The sequence below is a fragment of the Pseudomonas sp. LBUM1663 genome, assembly GCF_059695905.1.
Window position 1 is genome coordinate 617,406 of record NZ_CP166792.1, and the last position, 14,423, is coordinate 631,828.

14 protein-coding genes are annotated in these 14,423 nt (G+C 60.4%); 6 read left to right on the forward strand and 8 right to left on the reverse strand.

Annotated elements, in window-relative coordinates; translation table 11 throughout:
* Positions 1-68 precede the first annotated feature (68 nt).
* The 5 genes from ACA075_RS02755 to ACA075_RS02775 all read left to right on the forward strand — a co-directional run bounded on the left by ACA075_RS02755 (position 69) and on the right by ACA075_RS02775 (position 5,464).
* On the forward strand, positions 69-983 hold the full coding sequence (locus tag ACA075_RS02755; RefSeq protein ID WP_046064350.1) for an ABC transporter permease subunit: 915 nt from the start codon (positions 69-71) through the stop codon (positions 981-983).
* Positions 984-986: 3 nt separating this feature from the next.
* Complete coding sequence (gene livM / locus ACA075_RS02760; protein WP_219093675.1) at positions 987-2,270, forward strand: high-affinity branched-chain amino acid ABC transporter permease LivM; 1,284 nt, start codon at positions 987-989, stop codon at positions 2,268-2,270.
* Positions 2,267-3,142 carry an ABC transporter ATP-binding protein gene (locus tag ACA075_RS02765; protein ID WP_109627727.1) on the forward strand — a complete coding sequence of 292 codons (876 nt, stop codon included), beginning with the start codon at positions 2,267-2,269 and terminating at the stop codon, positions 3,140-3,142. Before livM ends, ACA075_RS02765 begins: the two co-directional genes overlap by 4 nt.
* A complete protein-coding gene (locus tag ACA075_RS02770) occupies positions 3,139-3,855 on the forward strand; it encodes an ABC transporter ATP-binding protein (protein WP_109627728.1) in 717 nt (238 codons plus the stop codon). Before ACA075_RS02765 ends, ACA075_RS02770 begins: the two co-directional genes overlap by 4 nt.
* 841 nt (positions 3,856-4,696) lie before the next feature.
* Complete coding sequence (locus tag ACA075_RS02775; protein WP_497297183.1) at positions 4,697-5,464, forward strand: SDR family oxidoreductase; 768 nt, start codon at positions 4,697-4,699, stop codon at positions 5,462-5,464.
* 108 nt (positions 5,465-5,572) lie between these two features.
* Here the strand turns inward: ACA075_RS02775 and ACA075_RS02780 are convergent, their stop codons facing one another.
* The 7 genes from ACA075_RS02780 to ACA075_RS02810 form a co-directional block, all read right to left on the reverse strand.
* Positions 5,573-6,700 (reverse strand): AGE family epimerase/isomerase, encoded by a 1,128-nt coding sequence (locus ACA075_RS02780; protein ID WP_497297184.1) that lies wholly within the window; start codon positions 6,698-6,700, stop codon positions 5,573-5,575.
* Between the two features lie 164 nt (positions 6,701-6,864).
* Positions 6,865-7,437: a HupE/UreJ family protein gene (locus ACA075_RS02785; RefSeq protein WP_497297185.1), complete on the reverse strand. Its 573-nt coding sequence runs from the start codon at positions 7,435-7,437 to the stop codon at positions 6,865-6,867.
* A 29-nt stretch (positions 7,438-7,466) separates the two neighbouring features.
* Positions 7,467-8,081, reverse strand: a complete 615-nt coding sequence (gene ureG, locus ACA075_RS02790; RefSeq protein WP_497297186.1) for an urease accessory protein UreG — start codon at positions 8,079-8,081, stop codon at positions 7,467-7,469.
* A 23-nt stretch (positions 8,082-8,104) separates the two neighbouring features.
* A complete protein-coding gene (locus ACA075_RS02795) occupies positions 8,105-8,779 on the reverse strand; it encodes an urease accessory protein UreF (RefSeq protein WP_497297187.1) in 675 nt (224 codons plus the stop codon).
* Positions 8,776-9,276 carry an urease accessory protein UreE gene (gene ureE / locus ACA075_RS02800; protein ID WP_497297188.1) on the reverse strand — a complete coding sequence of 167 codons (501 nt, stop codon included), beginning with the start codon at positions 9,274-9,276 and terminating at the stop codon, positions 8,776-8,778. Before ureE ends, ACA075_RS02795 begins: the two co-directional genes overlap by 4 nt.
* 284 nt (positions 9,277-9,560) lie before the next feature.
* Positions 9,561-10,193, reverse strand: a complete 633-nt coding sequence (locus tag ACA075_RS02805) for a TetR family transcriptional regulator (RefSeq protein ID WP_497297189.1) — start codon at positions 10,191-10,193, stop codon at positions 9,561-9,563.
* Between the two features lie 174 nt (positions 10,194-10,367).
* On the reverse strand, positions 10,368-10,880 hold the full coding sequence (locus ACA075_RS02810; RefSeq protein WP_497297190.1) for a hypothetical protein: 513 nt from the start codon (positions 10,878-10,880) through the stop codon (positions 10,368-10,370).
* 387 nt (positions 10,881-11,267) lie between these two features.
* Here ACA075_RS02810 and ACA075_RS02815 point away from each other — a divergent pair, with 387 nt between their 5' ends.
* Positions 11,268-13,343, forward strand: a complete 2,076-nt coding sequence (locus ACA075_RS02815) for an AsmA family protein (protein WP_497297191.1) — start codon at positions 11,268-11,270, stop codon at positions 13,341-13,343.
* Positions 13,344-13,448: 105 nt separating this feature from the next.
* Here the strand turns inward: ACA075_RS02815 and ACA075_RS02820 are convergent, their stop codons facing one another.
* Complete coding sequence (locus ACA075_RS02820) at positions 13,449-14,381, reverse strand: LysR substrate-binding domain-containing protein (RefSeq protein ID WP_497297192.1); 933 nt, start codon at positions 14,379-14,381, stop codon at positions 13,449-13,451.
* Between the last annotated feature and the right edge of the window lie 42 nt (positions 14,382-14,423).

The following is a 14,423-nucleotide window of genomic DNA, read 5'->3' on the forward strand; positions in this document are numbered from 1 at the left end:
CCGGCGGCTGAACCCCGGTCCGTTGCACCCGGCTTCTGTGCAGTCTCTCAAATGCGTGAGATTGCGTTATGGATGGTATTTTCCTGCAGCAACTGGTCAATGGCCTGACCCTCGGGTCGGTCTATGGCCTGATCGCCATCGGCTACACAATGGTCTATGGCATCATTGGCATGATCAACTTCGCCCACGGCGAGGTTTACATGATTTCCGCTTACCTCGCGGCAATCAGTCTGGCTCTGCTGGCATACTTCGGTATTGAATCCTTCCCGCTGTTGATGCTCGGCACCTTGATCTTCACCATCGTGGTTACGGCGGTGTATGGCTGGGTCATCGAGCGCGTCGCCTACAAGCCCCTGCGCAACTCCACCCGACTGGCACCGCTGATCAGCGCCATCGGGATTTCGCTGATCCTGCAGAACTATGCCCAGATCGCCCAAGGCGCCAAGCAACAGGGCGTTCCGACCTTGTTGACGGGAGCCTGGCGCGTCGAAGTCGGCACTGGCTTCGTGCAGTTGACCTACACCAAGGTGTTTATCCTGATTGCCGCATTCGCCGGCATGGCGCTGCTGACCTACATCATCAAGTACACCAAGCTCGGCCGCATGTGCCGCGCCACCCAGCAAGACCGCAAGATGGCCTCTATCCTGGGGATCAACACTGACCGCGTGATTTCCTACGTGTTCATCATCGGTGCAGCGATGGCGGCCCTGGCCGGCGTACTGATCACCATGAACTACGGCACGTTCGACTTCTATGCCGGCTTCATCATCGGCATCAAGGCGTTCACCGCTGCGGTACTTGGCGGCATCGGCTCGCTGCCTGGTGCGATGCTTGGCGGGATCATCCTCGGTATCTCCGAGTCGCTGTTCTCAGGTTTGGTCAACTCGGACTACAAAGACGTTTTCAGCTTCTCGCTGCTCGTTCTCGTTCTGGTCTTTCGGCCCCAAGGCCTGCTCGGCCGTCCTCTTGTGTCGAAGGTGTAAGCGATGTCTTCAACCACTAAAAAAACCATTGATCTCAAAAGAAGCCTGGTTGACGCGATTCTTGCCGGCCTTGTCGCCCTGATTGTGTTCGGCCCGATTGTCGGCGTGGTCCTCGACGGCTACGGCTTCAATCTGGAAACGACCCGGGTGGCTTGGATTGTCGCCATCGTCATGGCTGGCCGGTTTGCCCTGAGCCTGTTCCTGCAAACGCCCAAGGGCCTGAAAATCCTTGAAGGCTTTGAAAGCACCGGCTCCGGGGTTCATGTACTGCCACCTGATTACAAATCCCGCTTGCGCTGGATCATCCCGCTGTTGATCCTCGTTGCCGTGGTGTTTCCGTTTTTTTCCAACTCCTACCTGCTGGGCGTGGTCATTCTCGGGCTGATCTATGTATTGCTGGGCCTGGGCCTGAATATCGTGGTCGGCCTGGCCGGTCTGCTCGACCTGGGTTACGTTGCGTTCTACGCCATCGGTGCCTACGGCCTGGCGCTGGGTTATCAATACCTCGGCCTGGGTTTCTGGACGGTGCTGCCGCTGGCGGCCATCACCGCGGGCCTTGCCGGTTGCATCCTCGGGTTCCCGGTGCTGCGATTGCACGGTGACTACCTGGCGATCGTGACCCTGGGTTTCGGTGAAATCATTCGCCTGATCCTCAACAACTGGCTGTCCCTGACCGGCGGCCCGAATGGCATGGCGGCTCCGTTACCAACGTTCTTCGGCCTCGAGTTCGGCAAGCGCGCGAAGGAGGGGGGCGTCCCGTTCCATGAATTCTTCGGCATCGCCTATAACCCGGACGTGAAGTATTACTTCATCTATGCGGTGTTGTTCCTGGTGGTGCTGGCCGTGCTGTATATCAAGCATCGTCTGGTCAAGATGCCGGTCGGCCGCGCCTGGGAAGCCTTGCGTGAAGACGAAATCGCCTGCCGCTCCATGGGCCTGAACCACGTACTGGTCAAGCTCTCGGCGTTCACCATCGGTGCCTCGACGGCCGGCCTGGCCGGGGTGTTCTTTGCCACCTATCAAGGCTTCGTCAACCCGACCTCGTTTACCTTCTTCGAATCGGCCCTGATCCTCGCCATCGTGGTCCTCGGCGGCATGGGCTCGACCATCGGCGTGGTGATTGCAGCCTTCGTGCTGACCGTTGCCCCGGAACTGCTGCGCGGCTTTGCGGAATATCGCGTGCTGCTGTTCGGCGTGCTGATGGTGTTGATGATGATCTGGCGACCGCGCGGCCTGATTCGGATCAGCCGTACCGGTGTGACCCCGCGTAAAGGAGTAGCGCCATGAGCGAAGTCGTACTCTCGGTCGAGAAGCTGATGATGCACTTCGGCGGCATCAAGGCGTTGAGCGATGTCAGCCTCAAGGTTCATCGCAACTCGATCTTTGCCCTGATCGGCCCCAACGGCGCCGGCAAGACCACCGTGTTCAACTGCCTGACCGGTTTCTACAAGGCCTCCGGCGGCAAGATCGAACTCAATACCCGCGGCGAGCGCACCGATGTCATCCAGCTGCTGGGCGAATCGTTCAAAGCCACGGATTTCGTTTCGCCGAAAAGCTTCATCACCCGGATGCGCTACAAGATGTTCGGCGGCACCCACCTGGTGAACCGTGCCGGGCTGGCGCGCACCTTCCAGAACATTCGCCTGTTCAAGGAAATGTCGGTACTGGAAAACCTGCTGGTGGCCCAGCACATGTGGGTCAACCGCAACATGTTGGCCGGCATCCTCAACACCAAGGGCTACCGCAAGGCTGAAAGCGATGCGCTGGACCACGCCTTCTACTGGCTGGAAGTCGTGGACCTGGTGGACTGCGCCAACCGTCTGGCCGGCGAACTGTCCTACGGGCAACAGCGCCGTCTGGAAATCGCCCGGGCCATGTGCACTCGGCCGCAGATCATCTGCCTCGACGAACCGGCTGCCGGCCTCAACCCTCAGGAAACCGAAGCGCTGAGCGCGATGATCCGTCTGCTGCGCGACGAGCACGATCTGACCGTGGTGCTGATCGAACACGACATGGGCATGGTAATGAGCATTTCCGACCACATCGTGGTGCTGGACCACGGTATTGTCATCGCCGAGGGCGGGCCTGAAGCGATTCGCAACGACCCGAAAGTGATTGCGGCCTATCTGGGCGCTGATGAAGAGGAAGTGGTGCTATGAGTCAACCCATCCTCGAACTCAAGGATCTGGATGTGTTTTACGGGCCTATCCAGGCCCTGAAAAAAGTCTCGCTGCATATCGAAGAAGGTGAAACCGTCAGCTTGATCGGCTCCAACGGCGCCGGTAAGTCGACCTTGCTGATGTCGATCTTCGGCCAGCCGCGAGCGGCTAACGGGCAGATCATTTATCAGGGCGTGGACATCACCCACAAGTCGTCGCACTACATCGCATCCAACGGTATCGCTCAGTCGCCTGAAGGCCGGCGGGTGTTCCCCGACATGACCGTCGAGGAAAACCTGCTGATGGGGACCATCCCTATCGGTGACAAGTACGCTTCCGAGGACATGCAGCGCATGTTCGAGCTGTTTCCGCGGCTCAAGGAACGCCGTAACCAGCGCGCCATGACCATGTCCGGCGGTGAACAGCAGATGCTCGCCATCGCCCGTGCGTTGATGAGTCGGCCCAAGCTGCTGTTGCTCGATGAACCGAGCCTGGGGCTGGCGCCGATCGTAGTGAAACAGATCTTCGCGACCCTGCGGGAACTGGCAAGTACCGGCATGACCATCTTCCTGGTCGAGCAGAACGCCAACCACGCGTTGAAGCTGTCGGACCGGGCATACGTGATGGTCAACGGCGAGATTCGCATCACGGGCACCGGCAAGGAGCTGCTGGTCAACGAGGAAGTGCGTAACGCCTATCTCGGCGGGCATTGATGCTCCGCTGAAATATCCAAAGCCCCGACGAGCAATCGCCGGGGCTTTTTTACATCCCCAATACACCCCTGATCCCTGTGGGAGCGAGCTTGCTCGCGATAGCGTCATCACCGTCACAATTGTGGTGACTGACCCACCGCCATCGCGAGCAAGCTCGCTCCCACAGGTGCCGCCGTGTGCTTTCCGGAAATTGTGGAAAACAATATTCACAAGCTCTCAAAGCGCGACATAAAGCCGCTGCAAATAGTTGTTTTGTCACGCTTTTGACTTGTCCCCGTTTGCTGTGGAACTGGCTGTGAATAACGTGGGAGTAGCTGTCTGAGAGCCTTTAAATCCGTGGCTTGCGGCGATATGGTTGTTTTTTGATCAGGTCTTTTTACTTGACCCGGAACAGGCTTTGTCAACCTTTTTGTTGGCGACCACAGTGGCTGGAAATGTGATGGGTCAGCCTGTGGATAAGTCTGTGGTTAAACTCTGGAAAGACTCGGCTGAGGGCCGTAGTTACTGGCTTGGCGCCATCGTCGGTTTGACCCGCCCATCGTGCAAAATGCCATGGGCTACACAGCTGACACCCGAGGGTCAAGCAAAAAACTTTGTAATCTGCCCGCAAAGCCTTGTGGATCGCGGCTTCCAGCTTTTCCACTTGCCCCCGGAAACTGTGGATCGGCCTGTGGATAAGGTGCGTGTACATGGCTGCAAGCCACGGCGCCTGTGGCTTCACAAGGTCTGGTTGTTTTTTGTACAGTTTTTGCGGTGGTTGCCGCTGTGGGCAAGGCCGGGCATGCTGCCAGCTGATTTTCTATTCAAATGGCTGACCGTCAGCCGAAGCAAGGAGAACACGATGTCCAACACCCTGTTTATTACCGGCGCGACTTCCGGTTTTGGTGAAGCCTGTGCCCGTCGTTTTGCCGATGCCGGCTGGAAACTGGTGCTGACAGGCCGTCGTGAAGAACGCCTCAACGCCCTGTGCACCGAGTTGTCGAAGCAGACTGAGGTCCATGGCCTGGTGCTCGACGTGCGTGATCGCAAGGCCATGGAGGAAGCGATCGCCAACTTGCCGCCGTCCTTTGCCAAGCTGCGCGGGCTGATCAACAACGCCGGCCTGGCGCTGGGTGCTGACCCGGCGCCGAAGTGCGATCTCGACGATTGGGACACGATGGTCGACACCAACATCAAAGGCCTGATGTACGCCACTCGCCTGCTGTTGCCACGCCTGATCGCCCACGGTCGCGGTGCCGGTATCGTCAACCTCGGCTCCGTCGCCGGCAACTATCCGTACCCGGGCAGCCATGTTTATGGTGGGACCAAAGCATTCGTTGGCCAGTTCTCGCTGAACCTGCGCTGCGATCTGCAAGGCACTGGCGTGCGTGTCAGCAACATTGAGCCGGGCCTGTGCGAGAGCGAGTTCTCGCTGGTGCGTTTTGCCGGTGACCAGGAGCGTTACAACGCGACCTACGCCGGTGCCGAGCCGATCCAGCCGCAGGACATCGCCGAGACCATTTTCTGGGTGCTCAATGCGCCGGCGCACATCAACATCAACAGTCTGGAGCTGATGCCGGTGAGTCAGACGTGGGCCGGGTTTGCGATTGAGCGTAATAACAAGGCTTAAGACCGCGTAACGGCCATCGCGGGCAAGCCACGCTCCCACAGGTTCAGCGCAATCACTGTGGGGGCGGCGGTGCGGCGATCCGACTTGCCCGCGATAGCTATCTGTCAGTCAGCCGAGATAATCGACCAGCCCGCGATAGCAAGTCGCCAAGTGATAAGGCGTCGTCGAAGGCATGTCCTTGCGGCTGACTTCGCCATTTTCATCACGACACTCATACCATCCACCCACATGCAGAAAGTGTTTCTGCAACGCCTGCAATTGATGTTGCACCGAGGCCTCGCTGTCCGGTCGCAAGGTCAGCGCACGCAGGTATTCAGCCTGGGCCCAGATGCGCTGGGTGGCATCCTTCGCCGAGCCATCGAGACCAAGCATTGCCGCTACGGCCCCCGTCTTCGGATCAACGCCCAGTTGTTCGGTGAGTACAAATGCACGGTCCAGCGAAACATGCAGTTTTGAACCGCGCAGCAGTGGCGAAGACTCCAGCAGGAAATACCACTCGAACTGATGCCCCGGTTCAAACCAGTTATCCACAGCGCCCAGCGGTTTCTCCATCAACACGCTGTGTTGCGGGTCGATAAAACGCTTCTGCATGGCTGTGCATAACTCGACCAGCGCGCGCTGTACGGCGATGTTTTCGCGCACCGACAGGGTCGCGAGGAAGGCTTCGGCCAGATGCATCAGGGGGTTTTGCAGGGGGCCGGAGTTGAGCGAGGACCAGTCACGCTCGAGGCTGGCTTCATACAGGCCGTCGCCCGTGGCGAAGCGCTGTGCCAGCACTTCCAGTGTCGCGTTGAGCACCGATTCCACCAGCGGCTCGCGCACCTTGCCCCAGTAATGGGCGCAGGCGAACAGGATGAAGGCATGGGTGTAGAGGTCTTTGCGCCGATCCAGTGGCGCACCTTGCGGGTCGATGCTGTAGAACCAGCCGCCGTGTTCAGCATCGTGGAAATGCTGTTGCAAGGAACGGAACAGCGCGGCGGCGCGCTCCTCGGCGGCCGGCACCTGGCCGATCAGGCTGGAAAACAGATACAGCTGCCGCGCGCAGGCCATTGCCCGATAGCGCTGGGGTGGCAGCGGCTGATGCCCGGCATCGAGCGCTTCGTACGGCAACGCCATGTCGGCATTCCAGCCGGGGCCTTGCCAGAGCGGCACGATCACGTCCTGGAAATGCTGTTGCACCGAGGCGAACAGGGCGGTCAATTCAGGCTGGGAGGCGGAGCGGGAAACAGGCGGCATTGGCTGGCGTCGTCACGGCAGGGTTGATTGCGCGACATGTTAGCAGGCCTGAGAGAGGCGGTGTCTGTCAGGCCGCCTTCGCGAGCAGGCTCGCTCCCACATTTGATCGCAGTCTAATGTGGGAGCGAGCCTGCTCGCGATGGGGTCATCATGCAATAGAGAAATCAGCCCGCCAACAACCAAACCCCAGTCGCCGCCGAAGCCGCACCGGCCAATCGAACCAACGGCGCCGCCGCTTGCGGCAACACGCGCACCACGCCATAACCCGCGGCATGCAACGCCGCCGTCGCCGCCACAAACCCTGCGGCATACGCCCAAGGGCTCGACATGTCCGGCAACTCCAACCCATGGGCCACACCATGGAACAGCGCAAACACAGCCGTCGCACCGACTGCCACGCTCAACGGCGGACGCACGGCCAAGGCCACCGCCAGGCCCAGCGCCAGCACCGACGCCGCAATGCCGCTTTCCAGCGCCGGCAGGTTCAGTCCTTCAAAACCCAACAGTCCGCCAATCAGCATGGTGCCAACGAACGTGCACGGCAGCGCCCAGCGCGCGGCGCCTTTCTGCTGCGCCGCCCACAAACCCACCGCCACCATCGCCAGCAAGTGATCAAGGCCGCCAACCGGGTGGCTGATGCCGGCGATCAGACCGTTGTCGCCGTGGCCCGGGTGAGCGAAGGCGATGGCCGGGGTCAGCAGCAGGGCCAGGGCGCCCAGGATGCGTTTCAGTGTCATGGATAAGCTTCCTTGTTGATAAGTCGTGATCAGGCTGCGATCAGCAAGCCTTGGCGTTCGATGAAGGCGATGATTGCTTCCAGGCCCAAACCGGTTTTCTGATTGCTGAAGACGAAGGGTTTGCCGTTGCGCATGCGCTGGGTGTCGCTGTCCATCAGTTCCAGGGACGCGCCCACCAGCGGCGCGAGGTCGACCTTGTTGATCACCAGCAAGTCGGATTTGCAGATTCCCGGCCCGCCCTTGCGCGGCAGCTTGTCGCCCGCCGAGACGTCGATCACGTAAATGGTCAGGTCGGACAGTTCCGGGCTGAAGGTCGCCGACAGGTTATCGCCGCCGGACTCCACCAGAATCAGATCCAGCCCCGGAAAGCGGCGGTTCAGTTGATCCACCGCTTCGAGGTTGATCGAGGCGTCTTCGCGGATCGCTGTGTGTGGGCAGCCGCCGGTTTCCACGCCGATGATGCGCTCAGGCGCCAAGGCTTCGTTGCGTACCAGGAAATCGGCGTCTTCGCGGGTGTAGATGTCGTTGGTGACGACGGCCAGGTTGTAGCGGTCGCGCAGGGCCAGGCAGAGTGCCAGCGTCAGCGCCGTTTTACCGGAGCCGACCGGGCCGCCAATGCCGACGCGCAGGGGTTGTGTGTTCATGTGATTCTCCAAGTAAAAAGACCCTAGGAACGGAACAGACGGCTGTACTGACGCTCATGGGCCATGCTCGCCAGGGACAGGCCGAACGCCGCGCTGCCGTAGTGTTCGGGGTTGATTCGGGTGGCGTTTTGCTGCGCTTGTTGCAGCAGCGGCAGCAGTTCGCTGGTCAGGCGTTGCGCGGCTTGCTGGCCCAGCGGCAGGGTTTTCATCAGCACCGCCAATTGATTTTCCAGCCAACTCCAGAGCCACGCCGCCAGCGCGTCTTGCGGCGTGATCTGCCAGGCGCGAGCGGCCAGCGCCCAGCCAAGGGCCAGGTGCGGTTCGGGGCGCTGCTGGAGAAAGGCGCGGGCGGGCGCATCGAGTTCCGGCAAGCCGTTGAGCAGTTGTTGCAATGAATAGCCCATCTGCCGGCTTTCCTGGTGCAACTCGCGGGTTTCCCGGCTGGCGCGATGTTCTTCGCAGCGTTGCAGCAACTCAGTCCAGTTTTCTTCGGTGGCGGCGGTGCAATGGGCGAGTAGCAGCGGCGCTTCGAAGCGTGCCAGGTTCAGCAGCAACTGATCGCTGATCCAGCGTCGCGCGCTGTCTGCATCGTTCACCCGGCCGTTATCCACTGCCATCTCCAGGCCTTGCGAATAGCTGTAGCCGCCAATCGGCAGTTGTGGGCTGGCCAGGCGCAGCAGCGCCCAGGCCGGGTTCATAACCGGACGCCGAACTGGTGCAGTTTCGGCGGGTAGTTGAAGTCCTCGTCGCCGTGGCGGGAATGGTGATGGCCGCCGCCATAGGCGCCGTGTTCCGGCTGGAACGGTGCCTCGATGTTGTCGACCTTGGCTTCCAACTGTTCGAGCATGGCCTTGAGCACGTAATCATCGAGCAGGCGCAACCAGCCATCACCGACCTGCAGGGCGACGTGGCGATTGCCCAAGTGATAGGCCGCGCGAGTCAGTTCGAACGCGTTGGCGCAAGTGACATGCATCAGTTGCTCGGGGCGGGCGCAGACACGGACGATGCGCCCGTCTTCGGCTTGCAGGCACTCGCCGTCAAACAGTGGCGGCTGGCCGCGCTCCAAAAACAAACCGACGTCCTCGCCTTCGGCACTGAAACAGCGCAAACGGCTTTTGCTCCGGGCCTCGAAGGTTAGGTGCAACTCGGCGGCCCAGACGGGTTGAGGGTCGATTCTGCGATGAATCACCAGCATCGGGAGGCTTCCAGCAATGGACAATGTTCAGGCTAGAGCAAGGGGCTTGCCAATCGGGCGATACGTAGGAAATACCTGTCGGAGCGTAGCGGGTGTTTCAGGATGTTGCAGGATTTTGACCTGCAATGGTGCGAGGATTTTTCGGCGGCACCAAATTGATGCCTTGACTGGTTTTTTGTGGGAGCGGCGGTGCGACGATTCGACTTGCTCGCGAAAGCGTCGGCACAATCAACATTGATGTGGCCGACATTCCGCTATCGTGAGCAGGCTCGCTCCCACAGGATTTATTCGGTGCTGCCGAGGCCTTGCCAATGCTTGAGGCCGATGAAGATGAAGCGCAGTTGTTGAGTGATTTTTGCCTGTGGTGTCAGGTGCTCGGGTAGCGCCTCGGGCGGCGGATCGATAATGTCCGGCAAGGTCGCGAACACGCTTTTGACGATCAGGTCCGCCATGACGCTCAGGCCGGCGATGTCCAGATGCTGCAATTTCGGCATCAAGGACAGGTCGGCCGCAAGGTCCGAGCTGATGTCTTCACGCAGGCGGCCAATGGCCTGGCGCACGGGCAGCGATCCACCGTACTGCTCCCGGGCCAGAAACAGGAACTGCGAGCGATTGGCCGAGACAACGTCGAGAAAGATCCGAACCGAAGCGTCAATGATGCCGCCCATGACGAACTCGTTATGGCGCACCAGGCGAATGGTTTCGCGAAAGGTCTGGCCGACTTCGCTCACCAGCACCAGGCCCAGTTCATCCATATCGGAGAAATGCCGGTAGAAACCGGTGGGCACGATCCCGGCGGTTTTCGCGACTTCGCGCAGGCTCAGGCTGCCGAATCCTCGACCACATTCCATCAGGTGACGGGCAGCGTCCATCAGGGCGTTGCGGGTTTGTTGTTTCTGTTCGGCGCGGGGCAGCATCGCAAGGGTGTTTTTCTGGACAGGGACAGCGGCGCACTCTAGCAAATCGGCTTCGCTGGCGTCGAACGACTATCGGGGGATCAAGCGGGGATATGCAACTTCCAACAAGGCCAAACCCTATAAAGTCAAAAGCCCAATCCGGGGATTGGGCTTTTTTTCAGGGCCGCCATGGGCTCAGCTCAAAGCGCTGTTGCGTTTGATTACACGGTCACCACCACCTTCGGCCAGGGTTTGACCTTGTGGAGTGCGGTCGGAACCGTCAGCAGCCAGGGTTTGGCCTTGTGGAGTGCGGTTGGAGCCGTCAGCAGCCAGGGTTTGGCCTTGTGGAGTGCGGTCGGAACCGTCAGCAGCCAGGGTTTGGCCTTGTGGAGTGCGGTCGGAACCGTCAGCAGCCAGGGTTTGGCCTTGTGGAGTGCGGTCGGAACCGTCAGCAGCCAGGGTTTGACCTTGTGGAGTACGGTCCGAGCCATCCTGAGTGATCAGGCCTTTTTCTTTCAGGCGATCATTGCCACCTTCGGCAAGCGTCTGGCCTTGTGGTGTGCGGTCGGAACCATCGGCAGCGACGGTTTGGCTGAACACCGAGCGGCTGTCTTTGACTTGTGGAGTGGCTTGGTCAGCAGCAGGCAAAGCGAAAGCGGTGCTGGCCAGCATTGAAAGGGTAAGGCTAAGCAGTAATTGGCGTTTCATGATGGGTTGCTCCTTGGGAGGGCGATAAAGTGGGTACGAGGGCAATGCTACTCTCGATAAGTCGATATAAAAGTTCATAAACGCAATGGTAATAATCAACGGAATTGATTGTTCTGCCGAAGCGCTCTAGAACGGGCGTCTCCGGTGATCGTTTTTGCCCTGTGATGGGTATTTTCGACCCACTCGCGCCGCACAAAAGTGCGGGGGGCGGTAACGCCGGGTTCGGGGGCAGTCTCTCCCCGGCTGATTATTTGAGGATTAATCGGTGTTTCGGTTAAACCTGCGGGCCGTTTTCCAGTCGTAGATTCCATGGCAGGCCGGTTCTGGCCTGACGTTTCACTCGTGCGTCGCAGTCAGGGCGCTCAGTCGTATCAGGAGCCCTGTGCAATGACGCGCACTCGTAAAATTGTTACCTGGACCTTCGCCAGCCTGATTGTCTTGCTGGCGGTACTGGTTCTGATCATCGTGTTCTTCGATTGGAACCGGATCAAACCGCCCCTTAACGCCAAAGTTTCTGAAGAGCTGCATCGTCCGTTCGCCATTAATGGCAACCTCGCGGTGGTCTGGCAGCGCGAGCCCGACGAGGGTGGTTGGCGGGCCTGGGTGCCGTGGCCGCACGTGGTGGCCGAAGACCTGAGCCTGGGCAACCCGGATTGGTCGAAGAAACCGCAGATGGTCACCCTCAAACGCGTCGAACTGCGCATCTCACCCCTGGCTCTGCTGGCACAGCGGGTGGTGATCCCGCGTATTGATCTGACCGAGCCGAATGCCGACCTGCAGCGCCTGGCCGATGGTCGCGCCAACTGGACGTTCCAGTTCGACCCCAAAGACCCGAATGCCGAACCTTCGAGCTGGGTGGTGGACATCGGTGCCATCGGCTTCGACAAGGGCCACGTGACACTCGATGATCAGAACCTCAAGACTCAACTCGATGTGCTGATTGATCCGCTGGGCAAACCCATTCCGTTCAGCGATATCGTCGGCGACAAAGCCGCGAAAACCGCGCAGGAGAAAGGCGCAGCCCCGCAGGATTACGCGTTCGCGCTGAAGGTCAAAGGCCAATACCACAATCAGAAACTCGCGGGCGAAGGCAAGATTGGGGGGTTGCTGGCGTTGCAGGACGCGGCCCGGCCGTTCCCGCTCCAGGCGCAAGTGAAGATCGCCGATACCAGCGTCGAACTGGCCGGTACGCTGACCGATCCGCTGAACCTCGGTGCCCTGGACCTGCGCCTGAAACTGGCCGGCACCAGCCTGGGCAATCTCTATCCGCTGACCGGTGTGACACTGCCGGATACGCCGCCGTATGCAACCGACGGGCATTTGATCGCCAAACTGCATGAGTCCGGTGGCGCGGTGTTCCGCTATGAAGAATTCAACGGCAAGATCGGCGAGAGCGACATCCACGGCAGCCTGGCCTATGTCGCCAGCCAGCCGCGGCCGAAACTCAGTGGGTCGCTTGTTTCCAATCAACTGCTGTTCGCCGACTTGGCCCCGTTGATCGGCGCCGATTCCAACGCCAAGCAAAAGGCCCGTGGCGGCGAAAGCAAGCAGCCGACAGACAAGGTGTTGCCGGTCGAGGAGTTCAAGACCGAGCGTTGGCGCGACATGGACGCCGACGTCGAATTCACCGGCAAGCGCATCGTCCACAGCGAAAAACTGCCGTTCAAGGACCTCTACACGCATCTGGTACTGACAGACGGCGTCCTGAGTCTTGAACCCCTGCGTTTCGGCGTGGCGGGCGGCACTCTGGATGCGCAGATTCGCCTCAATGGCCGCACCGAACCATTGGAAGGCCGGGCCAAATTGACCGCGCGCAAGTTCAAGCTCAAGCAGTTGTTCCCGACCTTTGAACCGATGAAAACCAGCTTCGGCGAACTCAATGGCGATGCCGACATCACCGGCCGCGGCAACTCGGTGGCCAAGTTGTTGGGCGGCGCCAATGGCAATCTGAAAATGCTGATAAACGATGGCGCCATCAGCCGCGAGCTGATGGAGCTGGCCGGTCTGAACGTCGGCAACTATGTGGTGGGCAAGATCTTTGGCGACAAGGAGGTGAAGATCAATTGCGCGGCGGCCGACTTCGATATCAAGACCGGTTTGGCCACCACCCGACTGTTCGTCTTCGATACCGAGAACGCGATCATCTATATCGACGGCACGGCGAACATGGCGACGGAGCAACTGGACCTGACCGTTACCCCGGAGTCCAAGGGCTGGCGCCTGATTTCGTTGCGTTCGCCGCTGTATGTGCGAGGCAAGTTCATCAAGCCGGATGCGGGCGTGAAGGCGGTGCCGCTGATTTTGCGTGGCGCGGGGATGGTTGCGCTGGGCGTGATTGCAGCGCCGGCGGCGGGGCTGCTGGCGTTGGTGGCACCGAGCGGGGGTGAGCCGAATCAGTGTGCGCCGTTGTTGGAGCAGATGAAGGCGGGGAAGGCGCCAGTTACTGTTAAGCCTACCAAGTAATTCGTTGGCGTCTGTTGTGGCCCTATCGCGAGCAGGCTCGCTCCCACATTGGTTCTGTAAACACAGGTCCATTGTAGGAGCGAGCCTGCTCGCGATAGCAATCGATCACGCCAACGCATGTCCGGACAGCAACGCCTCTTCGCGCAACCACGCAAAGAACGCCCGCACCGGCGGATGTCGTTCGCGCCCCGGTACGCAAAGCGCGCTGTAGCCGGCGCCATCCACCTGAACGTCGCCCCGGTAGGCGACCAGCAAACCGCTGGCCACGCTTTCCGACACCAGGATATTGCTCGCCAGCACCAGGCCTTGCCCGGCGATCGCCGCTTGCAGGGCGTAATGCTCCTCGTCGTATTCACGGACCGCCGGTTGCCCTGTCAGCCAGGTCTCGCCGGACTGCGCGCACCAGGCCGCCCAGCCGTGGGCGTACAGTTTGGAGTTGTGCCAGCGCACGCTGATCAGTGTGGGCGCCTGGTCGGCCGCCAGCGCCACTTGCTCGGGCGAGCCAAAGACACCGAACGATTCGTCGAACAGGCACAGCCCATAAAGGTTCGGGTAATCATCAAGGCTGTAGCGCACCACCAGATCGACACTGGCGTCCTGATGCAAATCGATGACCTCGCAATGGGTGTCCAGGCGCAGGTTGATATTCGGATGGCGGGCGTAAAACCGACCCAGTCGCGGCACCAGCCACAGCGCCGCGAAGGCGGCCGTAGTAGAAATCGTCAGGCTCGCGCCGCTGCGTTGCGGGCGCAACGTGTCGACGCTTTGTGCCACTTCCAGCAACGCGCCGTGCAGGCTGCGGAACAACCGTTCGCCGCCGTCGGTCAGGCGTACTTGCCGTGGCAGCCGCTCGAACAGCGGCACACCGAGCCAGCTCTCCAGCGAGCGGATCTGGTGGGACACCGCTGTCGGTGTCACTGAGAGTTCTTCGGCGGCAGCCTTGAAACTCAGCAGGCGCGAGGCGGATTCGAAGGCGCGCAGGGCGGTCAGCGGCAACGAGGCAAACATTAAAATACTCCATGGATGAAATAGACTCATCCAGACTGATTTCTGCTCAGTTGAAGAAGGGCGGCTGCGAGC

Excerpts from the sequence above, each read along its gene's own strand:
- ACA075_RS02770 (WP_109627728.1), top strand. The coding sequence starts at position 3,139 with ATGAGTCAACCCATCCTCGAACTCAAGGATCTGGATGTGTTTTACGGG.
- ACA075_RS02815 (WP_497297191.1), top strand. The coding sequence starts at position 11,268 with ATGACGCGCACTCGTAAAATTGTTACCTGGACCTTCGCCAGCCTGATT.
- ACA075_RS02765 (WP_109627727.1), top strand. The coding sequence starts at position 2,267 with ATGAGCGAAGTCGTACTCTCGGTCGAGAAGCTGATGATGCACTTCGGC.
- ACA075_RS02795 (WP_497297187.1), bottom strand. The coding sequence starts at position 8,779 with ATGAACCCGGCCTGGGCGCTGCTGCGCCTGGCCAGCCCACAACTGCCG.
- ACA075_RS02775 (WP_497297183.1), top strand. The coding sequence starts at position 4,697 with ATGTCCAACACCCTGTTTATTACCGGCGCGACTTCCGGTTTTGGTGAA.
- ACA075_RS02780 (WP_497297184.1), bottom strand. The coding sequence starts at position 6,700 with ATGCCGCCTGTTTCCCGCTCCGCCTCCCAGCCTGAATTGACCGCCCTG.
- ACA075_RS02805 (WP_497297189.1), bottom strand. The coding sequence starts at position 10,193 with ATGCTGCCCCGCGCCGAACAGAAACAACAAACCCGCAACGCCCTGATG.
- ACA075_RS02820 (WP_497297192.1), bottom strand. The coding sequence starts at position 14,381 with ATGAGTCTATTTCATCCATGGAGTATTTTAATGTTTGCCTCGTTGCCG.
- ureG (WP_497297186.1), bottom strand. The coding sequence starts at position 8,081 with ATGAACACACAACCCCTGCGCGTCGGCATTGGCGGCCCGGTCGGCTCC.
- ACA075_RS02810 (WP_497297190.1), bottom strand. The coding sequence starts at position 10,880 with ATGAAACGCCAATTACTGCTTAGCCTTACCCTTTCAATGCTGGCCAGC.
- ACA075_RS02755 (WP_046064350.1), top strand. The coding sequence starts at position 69 with ATGGATGGTATTTTCCTGCAGCAACTGGTCAATGGCCTGACCCTCGGG.
- ureE (WP_497297188.1), bottom strand. The coding sequence starts at position 9,276 with ATGCTGGTGATTCATCGCAGAATCGACCCTCAACCCGTCTGGGCCGCC.
- livM (WP_219093675.1), top strand. The coding sequence starts at position 987 with ATGTCTTCAACCACTAAAAAAACCATTGATCTCAAAAGAAGCCTGGTT.
- ACA075_RS02785 (WP_497297185.1), bottom strand. The coding sequence starts at position 7,437 with ATGACACTGAAACGCATCCTGGGCGCCCTGGCCCTGCTGCTGACCCCG.